A 17,136-nucleotide genomic window follows, 5' to 3' on the forward strand; every position below is an offset into this window, starting at 1 on the left:
GCTATGCCAGCTGTCGATACTCTTCGGGCTCGCTCGGCTTCACCGAAAGCTGTTGGACAAAGTCCGCGCTCAGATCCACGACACGGCGGTACTCCAGGTCGACCGTGATCATGTGGTAGCAGTTGTCCAGCAGGACCTTGGTGACCGGGCCGCCAAGATTGCGTTCGACGTAATCGGCGTTCCATCGGCTGGTGATGTCGTCCTCGATAGAGTGCAGCACCAAGGCCGGTGTCTTGATCGACGGCATGCGTTTCTTGACCACGGCATTCATCCGGTGCAATTCGCGCACGGTGACGCCTTCCATGGTCAACAGTCCGGCATTGCTGCTTTCGCCGTCTTTCATCTGACGTTCGACGATCGCCCGCAGACGCTCGTTCTTGATGCCATAGGGCGGCGTTTCTTCGAAGCTGCAGATGTTCACGCCGAATGGAATCTTCATCAACAAGGGGGTCAGGAACGCCAGTTTGTGGATGTTCCAGCCGTCGTAGCGCAGGGTGGTCGAGTACATCAGCAGGCCAGCGACTTGCCCCGGATGCTCGGAGGCGACGTACATGGACATGACTGCGCCCATGGACAGACCACCGACGAATACCTGCTCGTGCCGTTGGCGTATGCCCACGAACGTCTTGCGTACACCTTCGTACCAGTCCTGCCAGCCGGTGGCTTGCAGGTCGGCGTTGTCACCGCAGTGCCCGGCCAGGGTTGGCACGTACACCGTGCAACCCGATTTGGCCAAGCCGATGGCAACCCGACGTAACTCCGTCGGGGTGCCGGTCAGGCCGTGGATCAACAACACCGCGACCTCGCCACTGCCGAGAACGAAACCGGTACTACCTTCGCCGAGATCGATCTCTGTTTCGTTCATCGTTTCATGGCCCGGGCAAGCAGGCGGTCGAGCAGGGCGATGCCCAGATCGATTTCCGCGTAGCTGATTTCCAGCGACGGGGCCAGGGTGATGACGTTCTTGTAGTAGCCGCCCACATCGAGAATCAGGCCCAGACGCTTGCCGTCGATTTCGATGTCGCCCTTCATGCCTTCATCAACCATGAAGTCCAGGGTGGCCTTGTCCGGAGTGAAGCCATCCGGGCCGCAGATTTCGCAGCGCAGTGCCAGGCCCAGACCGTCGACGTCGCCGATGATCGGGTAGCGCTTCTGCAGGTCCTGCAGGCCGTCCAGGAAGTATTTGCCCTTGGCCATGACCATCGAGCCGTAGTCGACTTCGTGGGTCATCTTGAACATTTCCAGACCAACAGCCGTACCCAGTGGGTTGGAGGCGAAGGTGGAGTGAGTCGAACCTGGCGGGAATACCTTCGGGTTGATCAGCTCTTCGCGAGCCCAGATGCCGCCCAGTGGGTTGAGGCCGTTGGTCAGCGCTTTACCGAAGACGATCACGTCCGGCTTGACGTCGAAGTGTTCGATCGACCACAGCTTGCCGGTACGCCAGAAACCCATCTGGATTTCGTCGACGACCATCAGGATGCCGTGCTGATCCAGCACTTGCTTGAGTTCGCTGTAGAAGTTCATTGGCGGAATCACGTAGCCGCCGGTGCCCTGGATTGGCTCGACGTAGAAGGCTGCGTATTCGCTCTGGCCGACTTTAGGGTCCCAGACGCCGTTGTATTCGGTTTCGAACAGACGGGCGAACTGCTGCACGCAATGGCTGCCGTACTCTTCCTTGGTCATGCCTTTCGGGCCACGGAAGTGGTACGGGAACGGGATGAAGTTGGCGCGCTCACCGAAGTGACCGTAGCGGCGACGGTAGCGGTAGCTCGAGGTGATCGACGAAGCGCCGAGGGTACGGCCGTGGTAGCCGCCTTCGAAGGCGAACATCAGGCTCTTGCCGTTGGTGGCGTTACGCACGACTTTCAACGAGTCTTCGATCGACTGCGAACCGCCGACGTTGAAGTGCACGCGACCGTCGAGGCCGAACTTGTTCTTGGCGTCGACCGCGATCATTTCCGACAGCTCGATCTTGCCTTTGTGCAGGTACTGGCTGGCGATTTGCGGCAGGGTGTCGATCTGTTGTTTCAGGGCGTTGTTCAGGCGCGGGTTGGCGTAACCGAAGTTAACGGCCGAGTACCACATTTGCAGGTCGAGGTAAGCCTGGTCTTCGGTGTCCCACACGTAGGAACCTTCGCAACGGCTGAAAATGCGCGGAGGATCGATGTAGTGAACGGTGTCGCCGTAGGAGCAGTACTTGGCTTCCTTATCCAGAAGAACCTGGTCTTCTGCGGTAGCAATTCGGATATCAGACATGGTGGAAGAGTTCCTGTGTTTCGGAAGAGGTTTCAAGCGTGAAGACATTGGCGTTGGCGGCGCTGCCGGTAGGCAGTTTGGCCAGCAAGGCCGGAAGTTCGGCGAAGCTGTCGAAGCGGGCGTAGGCGATGCCATTGCGTTCGCAATGTTCGGCCAGGCGGTCCTTGGCGAAAACGAAGTCAGCGGTGGAGGCCACGCACATGTCGGACTGGCCGTCGCCGATCACCAGCACGCGTTTGCTGCTGGGTGTGGATTTGCATTTGCAGTTGCCGGAGGCGGCACGGCAGGCGTCGCTCGAATACGGGAAGTCGATGCGCCAGCTGTTGTGGTCGACCTGACGCAGGCGGTTGGCGAGGATCGGCAGGAGGCTGACGTAGTTGCGCGCCAGAATCCGCGCGATGCCTTGCTCGATGCCGTCACTGACCACTTCGATGGAGGCGCCCAGGCCGACTACGTGGTCGACAAAATCCGGGAAGTCGGCATCGATTTCGACGCTGTCGAAGAAGCCGAGCAGTTCGTTGGGTGTTGCCTTGACCAGCGACAGCTGGCGGCTAAGGCATTCACGGGAACCGATAGCACCGCTCAGCCACTCATCCTCGATCGCTTCCCAGCTCGGGTCGGCGAAACGCTGGAGGATGCTGTCGATCACGTCGGTGCGTGTGATGGTCCCGTCGAAATCACACACGATATGCCAATCAATCATCTGCATTACCTATAGGGCAGGGGCGCGCTGTTGCGCTTGCACGGGGTAGAGCAGGGAATGTGCCAAGTTGTTTCAAGCCCTGTTGGCCGGGGCTCTGAGGTATGCTGTGCGGGAAATGTGTCCGCCGAGCTACAATTTTTGTAGGTCGCTACAAACAACATGAGTGCTTGCGCAGGAAAATCGACCTGGGGATTGATGCGCGCCGGCACTGCTAAGGAATCGCTCTATGTTCAGGATTACCTCTGCTGTATGTGCTGTCCTGCTGTGCCTTGGCGGCTTTTGTGCCACCGCCCAGGCGGCTGGAATAACGGGTGAAGCCGGTCTCGGCGCGAGCTATCAGCCCTATGACCCCACTGGCAGTCGTTATGAAGTCGTGCCGGTGCCTTACTTCGATCTGGACTGGGGCGATGTCAGCCTCAGCACCGACGACGGCTTGACCTGGAGCGCCTTGAAAACCAACGGTTTCAGTGCCGGGCCGTTTTTCAACTACATTCCGGGACGCATCTCCAATGGCACGCTGCGGGGCCTGCGCAATGTGTCGGCCATGGGGGAGGTCGGTGGCTTCATTCAGTACAGCCCGGCTGATTTCTGGCGAGTTTTTGCTTTCGTCGGCCAGACCGTGGGCGGTAATCGCCGCCAGGATGGTGTGCTCGGTCGTGTGGGCGGGGAGGTGGGTTATCCACTGGGCCTGGGGATCATTGGCAGCAGCGAACTGGCCGCGAATTTTGCCGATAGTCACCAGAGTCAGACGTTCTTTGGCGTTTCTGACAACGACGCCAAGGCTTCGGAGTTCCGTCCATACAGCGCCAGTGGCGGCTTGCAGAATGTGATGTTGACCCAGAACTTCGAATTCCCGCTGGCAGCACAGTGGTCGCTGGTGACCAGTGCCAGCTGGATTCACCTGACCAACTCGGCAGCGGACAGCAGCATCGTCAAGCAAGAGGGGCGTGTGAATCAGGCCCAGGTGCAGGCGGCGATCAGCTACAAATTCGATTGAGTCGACCACCGTTGAATCTGGTCCGTCCTTTGCAGACCCTGCCATGAACACAATTTCTCAGGAAGTTCTTCATGGCTCGTCCCGCGTATCGTCTCCTTGCCTATTCGCTGTGGGATCTGGTCCCGATTGCGCTGGGTGTGGCTCATCTGGCGTTTGTTCTGTGGATGGTGCTGGCCTTCCATGACCTGTCGTGGTGGGCCATTGTGCCGCTGGCGCTGGTCTATGCCGTCAGCCTGTCGTGGAGCATCAACAGCATTTCCCACAACCAGATCCACAACCCGTACTTCACTATTGCCTGGATGAATCGGGCATTCGATCTGTTGCTGTCGGTGACCATCGGTTTTTCGCAAACCCTTTACCGCGACATCCACAATCGTCACCATCGCGGTAATTCCGACCTGCCGGATACACACGGAAAAACGGTTGATCCGCTGTCGATCTACCTGCGCGGCAAGGATGGTCAACCCGAAAACCCTTGGTCGTACACCTTTCTCAGCTTTTTTCGCGATGATCCCAAGCCGTTCTACGAAGAAATGCAGCGCAAGCGGCCCAGCGATGCGCGTTGGGTCAAGGTCGAGATTTATGTGACGGTGGCGGCCTATGTGGCGCTGGCGTTCTATGACTGGCATGCGGTGTTGCTGTTGTTGCCGTTCTGGTATCTGGGCCAGGCGTTGTCTTCGCTCAATGGTTATTACGAGCATTTGGGTGGCAATCCGGACTTGCCGATTGCCTGGGGCGTGAGCAGCTACAGCGTGCTCTACAACCTGATCTGGATGAACAACGGCTATCACGCCGAGCATCATTACCGGCCGAAAATGCACTGGACCCAGGTCAAGGCGTTTCACCGCGAGATTGCCGAGCAGCAACGTGTGGCGGGGGTGAAGGTGATTCCGGTTTCACACGGGCTGGGTTTTCTGGTGACTCATCGCAAAAGCTGAAACACAGCAGCTTTTGTGGCTAGAGGGCTTGCTGTGGCGAGGGAGCTTGCTCCCGCTGGGGCGCGAAGCGGCCCTAAAACGGTGGACAGCAGGATTGCGAGCGCTTCGCACTCGAGCGGGAGCAAGCTCCCTCGCCACGGGTGCTCGCGGTGCCGTCAGGTTTCTTCGCCTTCAGCCAGCAGCGCAATCCCGCCCATGATCACCGCCACGCCCAGCCAGTGCAGCAGGCTGATCTGCTCGCCGAGACCGAGCCACGAGCCGAGCAGCACACCGACAAACACCAGCGAACTCAGCGGAAACGCCAGCGACAGGCTGCTGCGTCGCAATATCAGCATCCAGACGAAGAACGCCCCGATGTAGCAGGCAATGGCTGTCAGCACCCCCGGATTACCGGCCACGGCCGCCAGCCATTGGAGATTGAAATCCATCTGCCCCAGTTGATCACCGCCGACTTTGGTGGCGATCTGACCACCACTTTCAAAGCCGATCAGCAGCAGCCACAGCACAACCGTGCCCAGACGTCCGTGCAGCCAACCCATAGCGCTGTTCCTTTCCATCATCGATTGAGCGTCAGACATTGGCGACACACACGAGCATCACGCCCGCCGTAATCACCAGGGTGCCAAGCCAGCGCCGGCGGCTGACGGTTTCACCCAACACCACTTTACCGGCCAGCACGACACCGCAATAAGCCAGCGCAGCGGATGGAAACAACAGGCTCAGTGGCGCGCGGGACAGGGCTTCGAGCCAGACAAAGAACTCGATGGCGTAGGCGCCGATTCCGCACCAGAGCAACGGCGCATTGAACACCTGGCCCCAGAACGCATTCAGTCGGAAGCCACCTTCGAGCTCCGGCAAACGGTCCAGGCCCAGCTTGAAACAGAGCTGGCCGATGACGTCCAGGACAATCGAAAACGCCACCAGTAACACGACGGTCAGGGTCACGGGAATAACTCCTCGAACAGGCTGATCAATGCCTGATTGGTTGCCGCATTTCGCAGCAGATCGTCTTCGCTCCAGCGCTCGGGTGGCGGCTGGTCGGACTTGGCTTCCCAGCGCTTGAACGCGTTGCTGAAGGCCGGTTGGGCGAACTCGCCACAGATATCGATGCCCAGGATTCTTTTGCTCGCCGCCAGTGCGCGCAAGGCTTGCAGCAAGTGGGTCAGGCGCATGCCGCCCTGGTCCCAGTTGGTGGCGGCGTCTTCGCTGGCGAGCACATCCTTGTCGATGGTGATCCACACCGCTTCGGTCGGCAGGCTTTCGATCAATTGCTGGAGAAACACCGGCCAGTCGAGGTCCGCCAGATTGCGCCAGTGCAGCATGTTTTCCCGCTGTTGATGCCCGGCACCGTCGCCGATCAGGCCCCAGACCTGGGACGGTGGGTGCTGCCAGGGGAATAGCTGCAAGTCACCACGCTTCAGCGCGCCGAGGTTACCACCGCGCAGTTGCGGGTTATGCAGGTCATCGCTGCACGGCCCCAGGGTGACGATGCGTTTGATGTTCGGCAGCTTCAGCGCCCGATTGACCCACGAACCACAATGCCGACGCGGCGCAAAGCGCACCCAGTCGGGATGGTTATCGAAATGGATCAGGCTGGCCGGCTCGGTAATTTCAGCGAGGAAGGCCGGGGTCAGGTGATGGTAGTCGCCGGAACCGATAAAGAAAATTTCCGGCTGTGGCCCGGTATGGCGGGGCCGTTGGCGCAGGCGTTCGGAAAAGCGACGGTAGTTCTTCTCACTGGACCACAAACGCAGTTTGGGTCCCAGATCGAGCAGGTCCAGGCGTTTGGCGCGACCGCTTTCCAGCAGACGGGCAATCGGCGCCTGGGCTGTCAGGCTGTGGTCGAGGTCTAAGATATTCAAAACGTATTTTTACCCATGGCAGCACCCCTCCAAGGCCGGCGCGATCAATCACGAACGCAGGCCGGGCGGGCTTTAACGGGTAAATGCAAGGGGCGGGCCAGCCGCGGTCAGACTCAGGCGTGAATGCGGACCCAAACAGAAACCAGAACCGTAGCCGCCATCAACCACGCCACCGCAGCCACCGCCAGCGAGGCCTCCAGCCGCAGCCGATCGACCATCACATACAAGGTCGCCAGGTAAACGAAATACGGAATGATCGACCACATGCCAAACACGATAGTGGTCTTCAGGTCGTCCAGCGAACGGCCCTTGCCGACGATGTAATGGGCGATCAGCGCAAAGGTCGGAAACAGCGGCACCAAGCCTGCGATGTAATAGTTTCTGGTCTTGGCGAGGAAGGCGAGGATCACCACCACCGCGGCGCCCAGTGCAGCTTTCAACAATAAATCCACGGAACATCTCGCGTTAGTGGCTCAAGCCGTATTTTTTGACTTTGTCGAACAGCGTGGTCTTGGCCATGCCCAGTTCCAGGCTGGCCTGGGTCAGGTTGCCGCTGCTGCGCTGCAAGGCGTCGTTGAGCAGGTTGCGTTCGAAGGCTTCCACCGCCTCGGAGAACGCCAGACCTTGGGCGGTGCCGCCGGTGCCGGACTTCTTGAAGGCTGGCAAGCCGAGGGCAAAACGCTCGGCGACGTTGCGCAGTTCGCGCACGTTGCCGGGCCAGTCGTGGCTCATCAGGTTCGACAGGGTCTGGTTGTCCAGTTCAGGCAGCGCACGGTCAAAGCGCAGGGACGACTGCTGCAGGAAGTGCTCGAACAACTGCAGGATGTCTTCGCGGCGTTCGCGCAGCGGCGGCAGTTCCAGGGTCACCACGTTCAGACGGTAATACAGGTCACTGCGAAACTGGCCGACGCGGCTCAAGTCGTTGAGGTCGGACTTGGTTGCCGCGATTACCCGGCAGTCGACTTCAACGCTCTGGTTCGAGCCGAGCCGTTCCAGGGTGCGTTCCTGCAATACCCGCAACAATTTGATTTGCAGCGATAGTGGCATGCTTTCCACTTCATCCAGGAACAGCGTGCCGCCGTCGGCGTGTTCGATCTTGCCGATCCGCCGTTTGCCGGCGCCGGTAAAGGCGTTGGCTTCGTGGCCGAAAATTTCGCTTTCGAAGAGGTTTTCCGGCAGGCCACCGCAGTTCAGTGCGACGAATTGCTGCGACTGACGGCGACTGAAGTCGTGCAAGCAACGCGCGACCAACTCTTTGCCGGTGCCGGTCTCACCTTCGATCAACACGTTGGCCGAAGTGTCGGCGACATTGGCGATCAACTCACGCAGGTGCTGCATGGCGGGCGAGCGACCGATGATCCGACCCTCAAGGGAATCGCGTTCGGCCAGTTGCCGGCGCAGTGAGGTCACTTCGCGAGCCAGGCTGCGCTGCTCCAGGGCGCGGCGCGCGACATCGACCAGGCGTTCGGGGGAGAACGGCTTTTCCATAAAGTCGTAGGCGCCTTTTTGCATCGCGCCGACCGCCATCGAGATGTCGCCATGGCCCGTGATCAGTACCACCGGCAGGCTGCGATCGCGGGCTTTGAGGCGGCTCAGCAGTTCCAGGCCATCGATGCCCGGCAGGCGAATGTCGCTGATGACGATCCCGGCAAAATTATCGCCGATCCGCGCCAGGGCTTCTTCAGCGCTGCCGACCCCGATACAGGGAATGTCTTCCAGGGACAGGGCCTGCTGGCAACCGAGCAGGACATGGGGGTCGTCTTCGACGATCAGCACACTAAGGTCGTTGTTCATATTGGCTCGGCGGGAAGGAGGCTTACCAACGGTAAACTGAGGACGAAAGCAGTACCACCGCTGGCCGGGTGCTCGACGCCGAGGTGACCGCCGGTGGCGGCAGCCAGGCTCGCCGACAGGGTCAGGCCGAGGCCCAGGCCCTGTTCGCCGGGTTTGGTGGTAAAAAAAGGTTCGAACAAATGCTTGCGGGTTTCGGCGTCGATGCCATGGCCGTTGTCGCGTACGCGCAGGCGGTATTTGCCGTCGACGACGTCACCTTCCAGCCACAGCTCGGGCAGTGGCTGCGTTTGCATGGCGTCCAGGGCGTTGCCGATCAGGTTGACCAGGATCTGCTCCAGACGGGTCTGGTCGATCTGCACTTGCACGTCGCTGAACTCGCGGTGTAACTGCAAGTGGGCGCTTTCAAGGCGGGCGCCAAGCAGCTGCAAGGCGGCGTCTACCGCTTTGCCGAGGCTGGCCTGGCCCTGATCGTCACCGCGCCGGGCAAAGGAGCGCAGGCTGGCGGTGATCCGGCCCATGCGGTCGATCAGTTCGTTGATGGTTTTCAGGTTGGCACTGGCGATGTCCAACTGCCCGCGCTCCAGAAAACGCACGGTGTTGCCGGACAAGGTGCGCAACGCAGCCAGCGGCTGGTTCAATTCGTGGGCAATGCTGGTGGACATCTGGCCGATGGCCGCGAGTTTGCCGGCTTGTACCAGTTCGTCCTGAGCCCTGCGCAGCGTTTCTTCGGCCTGCCGACGCTCGCGGATCTGGCTTTTCAGGCGTTCGTTGCTGGCCCGCAGGTCGGTGGTGCGCTCTGTGATCTTGCGCTCCAGCTGGTTGTTGGCTTCTTGCAACGCTTCACGGGCGGCGAGGCGGGTGGCGATGACTTTGCGTCGTTCATTCCAGGCAATCAGCAGGAACGCCAGCAGCGCGAAGGCCACTGCGACCAGAATGCCCTGATTGATCGCTTCACGGCGCAAATCCTCGAGCGGTGTGAGCAGGGTGAAATTCCACGGCGTATCGGCAAGCGGTCGGGTCTGCGACAGGTAGCTGATTTCCTGTTCATCCGAGACCAGTTCGGCGTTGGCCGGGAAGGTGATTTTTTCCACGCCTTCGGACAGTCGCTCGCGGGCCAGCGGTTCCAGTTCCTTGAGTGGGTACCAGTAATATTGCAGGCTACGGGCCAGGCGTTCTTTGGTGTCGTCGCTGAGGGGGCGAACCGATTTGAGTCGGCGCGCCGGGTCGCTGGACAGAATGATGATGCCATTCTCGTCGCTGACGAAGGCTTCCAGGCGGGCACGCTGCCAGCGCTCTTCCATGGCTTCGAGGCGGACTTTGACCACCGCGACGCCGATGATTTTGCCTTGTTCTTCCAGGCCATGGGCCAGGTAGTAACCGGGTTCGCCGTTGGTGCTGCCGATGCCGTAGAAACGCCCGGGCTGGCCGCGTACGGCATTCTGGAAATAGGCACGGAAGGACAGGTCTTCACCGAGGTAACTGTCGACATCGCGCCAGTTGCTGGTCGCCAATACCCGACCGGTGGTGTCCATTACGTAGATGGCCCGACTGCGGCTGCGCCGGTTCAGGCCTTCAAGGTAATCGTTGACCGCTTGCCGGTGTTCCGGCGACGGGTCGGCCAGCAGCTCTGAAACACTCGATTCGAGTTCCAGCAGGCTGGGCAGGTAGGTGTATTTGCTGATCTCGCTTTCGACTGCGCGAGCGTGCAGTTCCAGCTGACGTTGACCGTTCTCGCCAAGGCTGCGAATCCCGTAGTGCTCGCTGATCCAGAAGCCGACGTAACCCAACCCGACCATCAGCAAGATGACCAGCGGCGGTAGAAACAGATGGCGAATCAGACGGGGTTTCACGGCAAGTGATGGCGGCGCTGCGCGATAGAGAGTGGGGTCGCATTTCATCACAGATGCCTTGGGTCAACCACAACACTTACTCGCGAGCCACCACTGGCCCCTGGTGGGAGCGAGCCTGCTCGCGATGACTGCCTATCGGTCAACGAAGATGTCGACGGTTAGTCCGCTATCGCGAGCAGGCTCGCTCCCACAGGAGCTTGGTGAGGCTTCGAGCAAGTGCCCGGTGCTTTAGTGCTGCAGAATCTTTTCAAGGAAATGCTGCGCACGGTCGGAGCGGGCGTTGATGTCACCGAAGAACTCTTCTTTCTTGCAGTCTTCGATGATCTTGCCCTGGTCCATGAAGATCACCCGGTCCGCCACCTTGCGGGCGAAACCCATTTCGTGGGTCACGCACATCATGGTCATGCCTTCGTGGGCCAGTTGTACCATCACGTCCAGCACTTCGTTGACCATTTCCGGGTCCAGCGCCGAGGTCGGTTCGTCGAACAGCATGACGATCGGGTCCATGGCCAGCGCACGGGCTATCGCCACACGCTGCTGCTGCCCACCGGAGAGCTGGCCCGGGTGCTTGTGAGCGTGTGCCGAGAGGCCGACGCGCTCAAGCAGTTGCAGGCCTTTCTTGGTGGCTTCTTCCTTGCTGCGGCCCAACACCTTGATCTGCGCGATGGTCAGGTTTTCGGTGATGGTCAGGTGCGGGAACAATTCGAAATGCTGGAACACCATGCCGACGCGCGAACGCAGTTTCGGCAGGTTGGTCTTCGGGTCGGCGATGGACGTGCCATCGACCACCACGTCGCCTTTCTGGAACGGTTCCAGGGCGTTGACGCATTTGATCAGGGTGGATTTACCAGAGCCGGACGGCCCGCACACCACAATCACTTCGCCTTTTTTGACTTCGGTGCTGCAATCAGTCAGTACCTGGAAGTCGCCATACCACTTGTTGACGTTCTTGATAGAAATCATACGGCAAACCTTTTTTGCAGACGCTTGACCAGCTGCGAGGCGGCAAAGCTGATTGTGAAGTACACGAGACCTGCGATGATCAGGAACTCATTGGAGCGGCCAATGATGTCGCCACTGGCCCGCGAAGCATTGAGGAAGTCCACCAGGCCGACGGTGTAGACCAGCGAGGTGTCCTGAAACAGGATGATGCTTTGTTGCAGCAACAGCGGCGTCATCTTGCGAAACGCTTGCGGCAGGATGATCAGGCGCATCATCTGGCCATAGCTCATGCCCAACGCCTGGGCTGCGCCCATCTGGCCTTTGGGAATCGACTGCACACCGGCACGGACGATTTCGCAGAAGTACGCCGCTTCGAACATCATGAACGCCACGATGCACGAGGTAAACGCACCGATCGGCGTATCTTCGCCGGTGATCCAGCGCAGCACGAACGGTACCGCCAGGTAGAACCAGGTGATCACCAGCAGCAGCGGGATCGAGCGGAAGTAGTTCACGTATATGCCGGCGATGTTCGACAGCAGTTTGCTGTGGGACAGGCGCATCAACGCCAGGATAGTGCCGAGGATGATCCCGCCAACGACGCCGAGCACCATCAGTTGCAGGGTCATGACCATGCCGTTCCACATGCCGGGGACGGCGTGGACTATTCCACTGAAATCGAGGTCCATTATTTACCCCCCACGGAGATCAGGCCGGGCACCGAGACTTTCTTCTCGACCATGCGCATCAGGAGCATCAGGCTCATGTTCAGGGTGAAGTAGATCAGTGTCGCCAGGGTGAAGGCTTCGAACAGGTTGGCGGAGAACTCGGCGGTCTGTTTGGTTTGCGCGAGCAGTTCCATCAAACCGATCAGCGAGGCGACGGACGAGTTCTTGAAGACGTTGAGGAACTCCGAGGTCAGCGGCGGAATGATGATCCGGTAGGCCTGAGGCAGCAGCACGTTCCAGTAGATCTGCGGCAGCTTGAAACCCATGGCGCGGGCAGCCGATTCCTGGCCACGCGGCAGCGCCTGGATGCCGGTGCGCACTTGCTCGCAGACTCGGGCAGCGGTGAACAGACCCAGGCACACGACAACACTCAGGTAGGCCGAAGTGGTCGGGTTAAGGTCCTGTTTGTACCACTGTTGCAGGTTCTCGGGCAGCAGGTCGGGCACCAGGAAGTACCAGATGAACAGCTGAACCAGCAGCGGTACGTTACGGAACAGTTCCACGTAGCAGGTGGCGATGCCCGATACCAGGCGATTCGGCACGGTGCGCATGACACCGAGCACTGAGCCCAGCAGCAATGCGACGATCCAGGCCACGACGGCGATGGCGATGGTCCAGCCCAAACCTGTGAGGTACCAGTCGAGATAGGTCTCGCTGCCCACGCCGGTGGACTTGAAGAACACGCCCCAATCCCAGTTGTAATTCATTAGGGTCTCCCCTCAGATCGATCGATGTACAAGTGCCCGCCTGGGGAAACTCCGTTCCCTTCTGACCTGGTGGCCTGTGTGGTCAGTTCTGTTAGTCAACTTCGGCGCCAGAAGTCCATATCCTTCGTTGCTGTTCCTCGCCATAGCGAGCTATGACTCGTCACAGCGCCTTGGATATGAACTTCCGGCATCCGAATTTGAGCTAACGAACTAACCGTACAGGCCACTCCGGTCAGGCACACGCGATCGGCTCGACAACCACCGGTTCGAGTGCTTCCAGAAAATGCCAGCAGGTAGTGACAGCCTCCTGAAAGGGCGCAGGCCCTGTCAGGAGGTAAGGTTAGTCAGAAATCAGGATTTCTTTTCGTCAGCCGCTTTGTCGGTCGGATTGGCGATCAGGGCCTTGAGCTCGTCGCTCATCGGGAACATCAGGTTCAGGCCTTTTGGCGGGATTGGCTGCATGAACCACTTTTCGTAGATCTTGTTGATCTCGCCGGACTTGTAGGTAGCGACAATGGCGTCATCGACCGCTTTCTTGAAGTCCGGGTCGCCCTTGCGGACCATGCAGCCGTAGATTTCGTAGGACTGTGGAGTGCCGGTCACGGCCCAGTCAGTCGGCTTCTTGGCCTTGGCCATTTCACCGGCCAGCAGTGCGTCGTCCATCATGAAAGCAACGGCACGACCCGATTCCAGCATCTGGAAGGATTCGCCGTGGTCTTTGGCAGAGATGACGTTCATGCCCATCTGCTTGTCAGCGTTCATCGACTTCAGAATGCGCTCGGACGTGGTGCCGGCGGTGGTCACGACGTTCTTGCCCTTGAGGTCAGCGAAGTCTTTGTAGGTCGAGTCTTTTTTCGACAGCAGCTTGGTGCCGATTTCGAAGATGCCAACGGAGAAGTCAACTTGCTGCTGACGCTCGACGTTGTTGGTGGTGGAACCGCACTCGACGTCCACAGTGCCGTTCTGCACCAGTGGAATTCGGGTTTGCGAGGTGACCAGGTTGTACTTGACCTTCAGGTTCGGCATATCCAGGTCTTTTTTGATGGCTTCGACGATTTTCAGCTGAATATCGTGGGAGTAGCCGACCGGTACGCCGGAAGCGTCTGCAATGTAGGAAAACGGAATAGAAGCGTCGCGATGCCCCAGGGTAATGGTGCCGGACTCTTTGATCTTCTTCAGGGTGCCGGTGAGTTCGGCGGCGAAAACTGGCGTGCTAATCAGTGCGGCAGCAATGGCTGCGCCCAGGATATGGGGGACGATGCGCATCAAATTTTCCTCGACATTGTTTTTATATGGAGCCAGTTCATCGGCCCTTTTGTACTGCGGAATGCCTTGACGGCTCCTGAAGTGTTGGCACATCAGACATTCGTCCCAGAGTGTAGAGCATGACTCGTGCCAGACCAGGGAGCATCGATCAACTTATTGATTTAAAAGAAAATTAAATATTTACGCTGTTGATTTAAGGGCTCAAGAGTCCGGTTAACCGAATCGATTGATGGGTCGCGTTCGGAAAACCGAATGGGATCCTGAGGTCGCTGAGCACCTTGTGGGAGCGAGCCTGCTCGCGATGAGGTCAGCGCATCCAACATTGAAGTTGCCTGACACACCGCTATCGCGAGCAGACGGAACGCCGCCCGGCTGCTCCCACAGTGGATTTACGGCGCATTCCTGAATGCAAAAAGCCCCTGAATCGTGAGATTCAGGGGCTTTCGTTAAACCGGATTACCGATCAGGCCGCTTCGATCTTGCTGCGGTTCTGCTCGACCTTGTTCAGGTACAGCTGCACGTTCTCTTGCTCGGCCTTGGTGGTGAACAAGCCCAGTTTGCTGCGGCGCCAAAGAATGTCGTGAGCGGTGGTTGCCCACTCTTCACTGCACAGGTAATCGACTTCACGGGTGTAGAGGCCGCCACCCAGGTGTTCGCCCATGTCGTTCAGGTTCTGTACGCCTTCGAGCATGCGCCAGGTGCGGCTGCCGTAGGTGCTGGCCCAGCGTCGGGAAATTTCCGTCGGGACCCAGTCGAACTTGTCGCGAATCAACGCGCTCAAGGCTTGCGGCGTGGTCATGTCTTCGCCGCCCGGCAGGGTCGCCTGCGCGGTCCAGCTGGGCAAGATGCCCTTGAAGTACGGTGCCAGCTGCGCCATGGCCGATTCGGCCAGTTTACGGTAGGTGGTCAGCTTGCCACCGAACACCGACAGCAGTGGGGCTTCTTCAGTGCTGCCGGACAATGCCAGGGTGTAATCGCGGGTCACGGCCGAAGGATTGTCGGATTCGTCGTTGCACAGCGGACGAACACCGGAGTAAGTGTGCAGGATGTCGCTGCGGCTGACTTGTTTCTTGAAGTGCGCGTTGACCACGTTCAGCAAGTAATCGGTCTCGCCATCGGTGATCGCGACTTTCGCCGGGTCGCCAGTGTATTCGCGGTCGGTGGTACCGATCAGGGTGAATTGATTGAGGTACGGAATGGTGAACACGATGCGCTGGTCTTCGTTCTGCAAGATATGCGCGTGTTCGCCTTCGTACAGCTTCGGCACGATAAGGTGGCTGCCCTGGATCAGGCGGATGCCGTAAGGCGATTCCATCTTCAGGTCATCGCGAATGAACTTGGCGACCCATGGGCCGGCGGCATTCACCAGCGCCTTGGCGCGGATCGAGAACAGGCTGCCGTCGGCGCGTTCCAGGTTCAGTTCCCACAGGCCTTTGCTACGACGGGCGCTGACGCAACGGGTCTGGGTGTGAACGTGGGCGCCTTTTTCGCGGGCGGCCATGGCATTGAGCACCACCAGACGGGCGTCGTCGACCCAGCAGTCGGAGTATTCGAAGCCTTTGGTGATCTCGCTTTTCAGTGCGCTGTCGGCACCAAACTTCAGGCTTTTGGAGCCGGCGAGTTTTTCCCGCTTGCCGAGGTGGTCATAGAGGAACAGGCCGGCGCGGATCATCCACGCCGGACGCAGGTGCGGGCGGTGTGGCAGCACGAAACGCATCTGTTTGACGATATGCGGGGCCTTGGCCAACAGCACTTCACGCTCGGCCAGGGCTTCACGCACCAGACGGAACTCGTAATGTTCGAGGTAGCGCAGGCCGCCGTGGATCAGTTTACTGCTGGCGGACGAGGTGTGGCTGGCCAGATCGTCCTTTTCACAAAGGAACACCGAAAGACCGCGGCCGGCGGCATCCGCTGCAATCCCTACACCGTTGATCCCGCCGCCGATGACGGCGATATCGTAGACCTCGGCAAGAGGGGGCGTAGGCAAGGTTGAAGTGGGCATCGGCGGGCCTCGGTCATTCTTTTAATATTTGATTTCGAACATTAATGTTCATTTGCGAAAATGGTAGCGCATTAAGCCGGGCACGACCAGTCGACTTCGATTGAAAATACTGATCAAAGGGAGGCGAAAGGAAAATTTTCGAACATTCAGACGCGCGATAGAGCGCAGGAGGTGTGTTGCGTAGACGATCGTCATCGCGAGCAAGCTCGCTCCCACAGGATAGCGTGGACCCCTGTGGGAGCGAGCTTGCTCGCGATTGCGTCGGTACAGACGCCGGCGTTCTCGAGGGGGGTTAAACCACTTCCAGCCGAATCTTGTGCTGACTCAGCAGTTGGGCCAATGCCGGCACCGGTGCCTGATCGGTTACCAGGCAGTCGATCAGGCTGATCGGCCCCAGGCGAACCATCGCGTTGCGGCCGAACTTGCTTGAGTCCGCCGCCAGCAATACTTGCCGGGCGTTGGCGATGATTGCCTGGGAGACCCGTACTTCCTGGTAGTCGAAGTCGAGCAGGCTGCCGTCTTCATCGATACCGCTGATGCCGACCAGCGCAAAGTCGACCTTGAACTGGTTGATAAAGTCGACACTGGCCTGACCGACCACGCCGCCATCACGGCGTACGTTGCCACCGGCCAGCAGGACTTCGAAGTCATCCTTGGCGCTGAGGATCGAGGCGACGTGCAGGTTGTTGGTGATCACCTTGAGCTGGCTGTGATTGAGCAGCGCCCGGGCGATGGATTCGGTGGTGGTGCCGATATTGATGAACAGCGAGGCGTGATCGGGGATCTGTGCGGCGATGGCTTCGGCGATGCGTTGTTTCTCATCGCGCATCTGATCGGCACGCATGGCGTAGGCGGTATTTTCGACACTTGAATCGTAAGCTGCGCCGCCGTGATAGCGACGCAGCAAATTCACTTCCGCCAATTGATTGATATCGCGGCGGATGGTCTGCGGTGTAACGACGAACAGCTGAGCCATTTCCTCGATACTGACGTAACCGCGTTCGCGGACCAGTTCGAGGATTTGCTGCTGACGGGGAGGCAGATTCATGGGGCTTCCTTTGGGCTGCCGTGCAAAATTTGCCCATGATGCC

At 59.3% G+C, this 17,136-nt stretch carries 17 protein-coding genes; 2 read left to right on the top strand and 15 right to left on the bottom strand.

Annotation, left to right across the window (positions count from 1 at the left end):
• Nucleotide 1: 1 nt before the first annotated feature.
• The 3 genes from NTD87_RS08940 to NTD87_RS08950 are packed head-to-tail and all read right to left on the bottom strand — an operon-like array spanning nt 2 to nt 2,959.
• Nucleotides 2-865: an alpha/beta hydrolase gene (locus NTD87_RS08940; RefSeq protein WP_262113344.1), complete on the bottom strand. Its 864-nt coding sequence runs from the start codon at nt 863-865 to the stop codon at nt 2-4.
• Nucleotides 862-2,256, bottom strand: coding sequence for an aspartate aminotransferase family protein (locus NTD87_RS08945; RefSeq protein ID WP_262113346.1), 1,395 nt, complete (start codon nt 2,254-2,256; stop codon nt 862-864). Before NTD87_RS08945 ends, NTD87_RS08940 begins: the two co-directional genes overlap by 4 nt.
• Complete coding sequence (locus NTD87_RS08950; protein ID WP_262113347.1) at nt 2,249-2,959, bottom strand: MtnX-like HAD-IB family phosphatase; 711 nt, start codon at nt 2,957-2,959, stop codon at nt 2,249-2,251. The genes NTD87_RS08945 and NTD87_RS08950 overlap by 8 nt, the downstream gene beginning before the upstream one ends.
• 226 nt (nt 2,960-3,185) lie before the next feature.
• Between NTD87_RS08950 and NTD87_RS08955 the strand changes: the two genes are divergently transcribed.
• Nucleotides 3,186-3,956 carry a MipA/OmpV family protein gene (locus tag NTD87_RS08955; RefSeq protein WP_262113348.1) on the top strand — a complete coding sequence of 257 codons (771 nt, stop codon included), beginning with the start codon at nt 3,186-3,188 and terminating at the stop codon, nt 3,954-3,956.
• Between the two features lie 71 nt (nt 3,957-4,027).
• Nucleotides 4,028-4,894 carry a fatty acid desaturase family protein gene (locus tag NTD87_RS08960; RefSeq protein ID WP_262113349.1) on the top strand — a complete coding sequence of 289 codons (867 nt, stop codon included), beginning with the start codon at nt 4,028-4,030 and terminating at the stop codon, nt 4,892-4,894.
• Between the two features lie 155 nt (nt 4,895-5,049).
• Here NTD87_RS08960 and NTD87_RS08965 read toward each other — a convergent pair whose 3' ends face one another.
• The 12 genes from NTD87_RS08965 to NTD87_RS09020 form a co-directional block, all read right to left on the bottom strand.
• On the bottom strand, nt 5,050-5,433 hold the full coding sequence (locus NTD87_RS08965) for an EamA family transporter (protein ID WP_410017478.1): 384 nt from the start codon (nt 5,431-5,433) through the stop codon (nt 5,050-5,052).
• Nucleotides 5,434-5,464: 31 nt separating this feature from the next.
• The gene (locus NTD87_RS08970; RefSeq protein ID WP_262113350.1) at nt 5,465-5,839 is read right to left on the bottom strand and encodes a transporter; all 375 of its coding nucleotides are present in this window, start codon (nt 5,837-5,839) and stop codon (nt 5,465-5,467) included.
• Nucleotides 5,836-6,756, bottom strand: a complete 921-nt coding sequence (locus NTD87_RS08975) for an arginase (RefSeq protein WP_262113351.1) — start codon at nt 6,754-6,756, stop codon at nt 5,836-5,838. Before NTD87_RS08975 ends, NTD87_RS08970 begins: the two co-directional genes overlap by 4 nt.
• Nucleotides 6,757-6,869: 113 nt before the next feature.
• The gene (locus tag NTD87_RS08980) at nt 6,870-7,199 is read right to left on the bottom strand and encodes a GlpM family protein (protein WP_262113433.1); all 330 of its coding nucleotides are present in this window, start codon (nt 7,197-7,199) and stop codon (nt 6,870-6,872) included.
• Between the two features lie 22 nt (nt 7,200-7,221).
• Entirely contained in the window at nt 7,222-8,550 is a 1,329-nt protein-coding gene (locus tag NTD87_RS08985; protein ID WP_262113353.1) for a sigma-54-dependent transcriptional regulator, read from the bottom strand.
• On the bottom strand, nt 8,547-10,448 hold the full coding sequence (locus NTD87_RS08990) for a sensor histidine kinase (RefSeq protein WP_262113354.1): 1,902 nt from the start codon (nt 10,446-10,448) through the stop codon (nt 8,547-8,549). The genes NTD87_RS08985 and NTD87_RS08990 overlap by 4 nt, the downstream gene beginning before the upstream one ends.
• Before the next feature lie 180 nt (nt 10,449-10,628).
• The gene (locus NTD87_RS08995) at nt 10,629-11,363 is read right to left on the bottom strand and encodes an amino acid ABC transporter ATP-binding protein (RefSeq protein ID WP_262113356.1); all 735 of its coding nucleotides are present in this window, start codon (nt 11,361-11,363) and stop codon (nt 10,629-10,631) included.
• Nucleotides 11,360-12,031 (bottom strand): amino acid ABC transporter permease, encoded by a 672-nt coding sequence (locus tag NTD87_RS09000; protein ID WP_262113357.1) that lies wholly within the window; start codon nt 12,029-12,031, stop codon nt 11,360-11,362. Before NTD87_RS09000 ends, NTD87_RS08995 begins: the two co-directional genes overlap by 4 nt.
• Nucleotides 12,031-12,777 carry an amino acid ABC transporter permease gene (locus NTD87_RS09005; protein WP_262113358.1) on the bottom strand — a complete coding sequence of 249 codons (747 nt, stop codon included), beginning with the start codon at nt 12,775-12,777 and terminating at the stop codon, nt 12,031-12,033. Before NTD87_RS09005 ends, NTD87_RS09000 begins: the two co-directional genes overlap by 1 nt.
• Nucleotides 12,778-13,128: 351 nt before the next feature.
• Nucleotides 13,129-14,043 (bottom strand): glutamate/aspartate ABC transporter substrate-binding protein, encoded by a 915-nt coding sequence (locus NTD87_RS09010; protein ID WP_262113359.1) that lies wholly within the window; start codon nt 14,041-14,043, stop codon nt 13,129-13,131.
• Between the two features lie 463 nt (nt 14,044-14,506).
• Nucleotides 14,507-16,045: a glycerol-3-phosphate dehydrogenase gene (gene glpD, locus NTD87_RS09015; protein WP_262113360.1), complete on the bottom strand. Its 1,539-nt coding sequence runs from the start codon at nt 16,043-16,045 to the stop codon at nt 14,507-14,509.
• 292 nt (nt 16,046-16,337) lie between these two features.
• Complete coding sequence (locus NTD87_RS09020) at nt 16,338-17,093, bottom strand: DeoR/GlpR family transcriptional regulator (RefSeq protein WP_262113361.1); 756 nt, start codon at nt 17,091-17,093, stop codon at nt 16,338-16,340.
• Nucleotides 17,094-17,136: the final 43 nt, after the last annotated feature.

Origin of the sequence: Pseudomonas sp. 6D_7.1_Bac1, assembly GCF_025465945.1 — a bacterium.
Classification (GTDB): domain Bacteria; phylum Pseudomonadota; class Gammaproteobacteria; order Pseudomonadales; family Pseudomonadaceae; genus Aquipseudomonas.